5 protein-coding genes are annotated in these 3,919 nt (G+C 69.6%); 4 read left to right on the forward strand and 1 reads right to left on the reverse strand.

What is annotated here, in order from left to right:
- Nucleotides 1-1,363, forward strand: a 1,363-nt coding sequence (locus D7V88_RS39505; RefSeq protein ID WP_120545680.1) for a vitamin K epoxide reductase/DsbA family protein, incomplete at its 5' end; no start/stop codon positions are given.
- A 15-nt stretch (nt 1,364-1,378) separates the two neighbouring features.
- On the forward strand, nt 1,379-1,759 hold the full coding sequence (locus D7V88_RS39510) for a translation initiation factor (protein ID WP_120545681.1): 381 nt from the start codon (nt 1,379-1,381) through the stop codon (nt 1,757-1,759).
- Between the two features lie 51 nt (nt 1,760-1,810).
- Here D7V88_RS39510 and D7V88_RS39515 read toward each other — a convergent pair whose 3' ends face one another.
- Nucleotides 1,811-2,818 (reverse strand): isocitrate/isopropylmalate dehydrogenase family protein, encoded by a 1,008-nt coding sequence (locus D7V88_RS39515; RefSeq protein WP_120545682.1) that lies wholly within the window; start codon nt 2,816-2,818, stop codon nt 1,811-1,813.
- A gap of 182 nt (nt 2,819-3,000) precedes the next feature.
- Between D7V88_RS39515 and D7V88_RS39520 the strand changes: the two genes are divergently transcribed.
- On the forward strand, nt 3,001-3,606 hold the full coding sequence (locus D7V88_RS39520; protein ID WP_244238642.1) for a hypothetical protein: 606 nt from the start codon (nt 3,001-3,003) through the stop codon (nt 3,604-3,606).
- A 99-nt stretch (nt 3,607-3,705) separates the two neighbouring features.
- On the forward strand, nt 3,706-3,919 hold a 214-nt coding region (locus D7V88_RS39525; protein WP_208726734.1), incomplete at its 3' end, for an aldo/keto reductase.

The raw sequence follows: 3,919 nt of genomic DNA on the forward strand, positions 1-3,919 counted from the left end.
CGTCCCCACCCGTGGCGCCCTCGCGCTGCTGGTCCTGGGCATCCTCACCAGCGGGCTCGCCATCTACCAGTGGATGGAGCTGCTCACGCTGCGCGCGGGCGGTTCCACCAGTTGCGGTATCAGCGAGCAGGTCAACTGCGAGACCGTCTGGAATTCGGACTTCGCCAGCGCCGTGCACGACACGCTGGGCATCCCCATTGCCGGCCTGGGCCTCGTGTGGGGGCTCGTCGCGGTGGGCCTCTGCGCGCTGTACCTCGCGTGGGCGAAGGCGAAGCGCTCCGTGCGCCCCGCCACCAACGGCCTGCGCCTGCTGGCTGTCGCGGGCATCGTCTCCGTCGTCGTCTTCGCGGGCGTCAGCGCCAGGGTGGGCGTGGTGTGCCCCACGTGTCTTGCCACCTATGCGCTGGTGATTGCCTTCGCGGGCGTCGCCTGGAAGGGCCTCCCCGGCCCCCTGGCGCCCCAGTCGGGCGAGTGGGGCGAAGCGCTCAAGTGGACGGTGGGCATCTCCGCCGTCGCCTTCATCGCCATGCAGATGCCCGGCCGCGCCACCCCGCACGCCCAGAAGGCCGGCGCCTTCCTGCCGACCGCGACGGCCCCCGCGAAGGTTCTCTACGGGGACGAGGTGGAGCCCCCGCCCGTGACGCCGCCGACGCTGGAGGTCTATCTGGCGAGCCTGCCCCAGCAGCAGAAGCAGTACCTGGCGAACGCGCTCGTCGCGTATCGCGCCGCCACTCCGGAGCCGGCCGTCTACCCCGCGCGCCGCATCTACGGCCCGGTGGACGCGCCCGTGAAGGTGGTGGAGTGGACCGACAGCAAGTGCCCCCACTGCAAGTCGCTGGTGGAGGAACTGGCGTACATCAAGCGCGCCTCGCCCGAGGGCAAGCTGTCCGTGGAGGCCCGGCACTTCCCGCTGGATGGCGCGTGCAACCCGGCCATTCCCCGCCAGGGCCCGGACGCGCCCAGCGTGCGGTGTGAAGCCGCCAAGGCGATGGTGTGCCTGGAGGACGCGAAGGACTTCTGGAAGCTGCGCGAGCGGCTGTTCGCCGCCCAGGCCTTCCTGAGCACGGACAAGGTGATGGAGATCGCCACGTCTGGCTCCGTGGCACGCCCGCAGTTGGAGGCGTGCATGAGCAACCCCCAGACCTTGAGCAAGCTGCGCCAGGACGTCGAGTACGCCATGAAGTTCAACATCCAGGGCACGCCGCTGGTGCTGTTGAATGGCCGGCAGGTGCCGCCGTCCGCGCCGCTCATCTATTCGCTGGTGCTGGCCAACGGTGACGCGAACGCCGCCGCCTTCGTCGTGCTGCCGCCCGCTCGCGCGCCGGCCGCCGGTGGTGGCCACGAGGGCCACGCCCACCCGTAGGAGTCACCGCACGCCATGGGCAAGCGCGACAAGAAGGACGAGGCCCCGGCGTCCCCGGGGCCCTTCAACAACCCCTTCGCCGCCCTGTCCGCGCAGCGAGAGGCGCTGCCCGTGGGGCCGCCTCCGCCCGCGCCCAAGGGGAAGCCCGAACCCAAGGGCCCCGCGCGCGCGGTCGTGCGCATGGAGCGCAAGGGCCGGGGTGGCAAGGAGGTGACGGTGGTGGAGCAGTTGGGGCTTCCCGCGGCCCAGCTCGACACCTGGCTCAAGGCGCTCAAGGGCGGCCTGGGCTGCGGCGGTGTGGTGGAGGAGGACTCGCTGGTGTTGCAGGGCGACCAGCGCGAACGGCTTCCCGCGCTCCTGGAAGCGCGGGGCGTCCGCAAGGTCATCATCGGGTGAAGTGCCAGACAGGGGTGGAGGGCTTGCTCCACCCCGGGACCGCCGCGCGGACTACAGCGCGGCGATGATGGCGTCGGTGAACTCGCGCGTGGTGGCGCTGCCGCCCAGGTCGCCGGTGCGCACCTTCCCGTCGCCGCCGTAGACCTTCTGGATGGCGCCCTGCATGCGGCGGGCTTCGTCCTTCAGCTCCAGCCACTCCAGCATCATCACCGCGGACATCATCAGCGCGGTGGGGTTCGCGATGCCCTTGCCCGCGATGTCCGGAGCGGTGCCGTGCACGGCCTCGAAGACGGCGGTGCGCTCACCGATGTTGGCGCCCGGCACCATGCCCAGGCCGCCGACGAGGCCCGCGCACAGGTCGCTGATGATGTCGCCGTACAGGTTCTCCGTCACCATCACGTCGAACCGGGTCGGGTCCTTCACCAACTGCATGCAGAGGTTGTCGACGATGACCTCGTCGTACGTGATTTCGGGGAACTCGCGGCCGACCTTGCGGCAGCAGTCCAGGAAGAGGCCGTCCGACAGCTTCATGATGTTCGCCTTGTGGATGGCGGACACCCGCTTGCGGCCGTTCTTCCGGGCGTAGTCGAAGGCGAAGCGCGCGATGCGCGTGGACGCCTTCTCCGTGATGATCTTCAGCGCCTCCACGACGCCCGGCACCACGATGTGCTCCAGGCCGGCGTAGAGGTCCTCGGTGTTCTCGCGGACCACGACGACGTCGACGTTCTCGTAGCGCGTCTTGACGTTGGGGACGCTCTTCACCGGGCGCAGGGACGAGTACAGGTCCAGCCGCTTGCGCAGGCCGACGTTCGCGGACGGCAGGCCGCCGCCGACGACGGTGCCGGTGGGGCCCTTGAGGGCGACGCCGCTCTTGAGGACCGCTTCCACCGTCTCGTGGGGGAGGTTGGTGCCGAACTTGGCCACGACCTCCGCGCCAGCGTCCTTGAACTCGAACTCCAGGGGGACCTTGAGCGCTTCAAGGACGCGAATGGTGGCCGCCGAGACTTCGGGACCGATGCCGTCGCCGTTGATGACCGTCACAGTGCGCGTATTCGCCATGGGGGCGGTTCACACCACAAATCCGGGGGGGCCGGAAGGACGAAAACGGCCGTGTTTCATCCCGGGACATGGCGCCCATCAGCAGGGGCTCCCCGTACCCCTGCCCGGCCGGTGTGCGAGGGGGGCTTCGCCAGGCCACCCATGGCAGGCTTGGACGTCCTGATTCTCACGGTGGGGTGGAGATGAGCGGCAAGAAGCTCCCGGTCGGCCTGATGCTGGCGGGCATGTGGTTCTCGGCCTTCGCGCTGGTGGGAGGCTTCCTCCTGCTGCGCCCCATCCTCAACCCGCCGGAGATGCCGGGGGACATCCCCAGTCCGACGTTGGCCGACCTGCTCAACGAGAGCGTGGACGCCGCCCTGAAGAAGATGCACCCGCGTGATTCGCCCGGCCTGCGTCCGGAGGCGGTCGCGAATGCCCGGACGTTCCTGGGCGAGGTGCGCGAGGTGGTGGTGCGTTGTCAGAAGGGATCGTGGTCCTCCGGGGACAAGTACAACCCCGTGAAGTACGACCTGCTGTTCGTGGATGGCCGGAAGCTGGAGGGCGCCGCCACGGGCTCGCGGTGTGGCTCCGAACCGCTCATCTTCCGGGCCATCTTCCAGGACGGCCGGGTCGTCCAGGCCACCACCGATGGGCGTGAGCGCGCCTGGCCCGTGGAACGGGCCCGGAACCATGTGGCGGAATTCGGGGAGCGGGTGAGCCGCGTGGACTGGGACCTCCACCCTGAGCGCTACTTCCCTGACAGGGAGCCGGAGCCGACAAAGGAAGACATCGCGAAGCAGTGGAAGTGAACGGGGAGACGGTCCTCGCGGCGCTCGGTTGCTGGCTCTTCGATGGAAGTGGGGACAAGGCATCCCCACCTTGAAGGTCTACGCCTGCCAGGAGTCACCATGAAGCCCGCCTCCACGCGCCTGCTCAACGACGGTCACTGGATTCCGCGACTGGGGTTCGGCACGTGGCCGCTGGACGACGACGAGGCCGCGGTCGCGGTGGAGGCCGCGCTGAAGGCGGGCTACCGGCTCATCGACACGGCGTCACGGTACGGCAACGAGACGGGGGTGGGCAGGTGCCTCCAGGCGGCGGGGTTGCCCCGGTCGGATGTGT

It is taken from the genome of Corallococcus terminator, from assembly GCF_003611635.1.
Lineage (GTDB): Bacteria > Myxococcota > Myxococcia > Myxococcales > Myxococcaceae > Corallococcus > Corallococcus terminator.

Excerpts from the sequence above, each read along its gene's own strand:
- D7V88_RS39510 (WP_120545681.1), top strand. The coding sequence starts at position 1,379 with ATGGGCAAGCGCGACAAGAAGGACGAGGCCCCGGCGTCCCCGGGGCCC.
- D7V88_RS39515 (WP_120545682.1), bottom strand. The coding sequence starts at position 2,818 with ATGGCGAATACGCGCACTGTGACGGTCATCAACGGCGACGGCATCGGT.
- D7V88_RS39520 (WP_244238642.1), top strand. The coding sequence starts at position 3,001 with ATGAGCGGCAAGAAGCTCCCGGTCGGCCTGATGCTGGCGGGCATGTGG.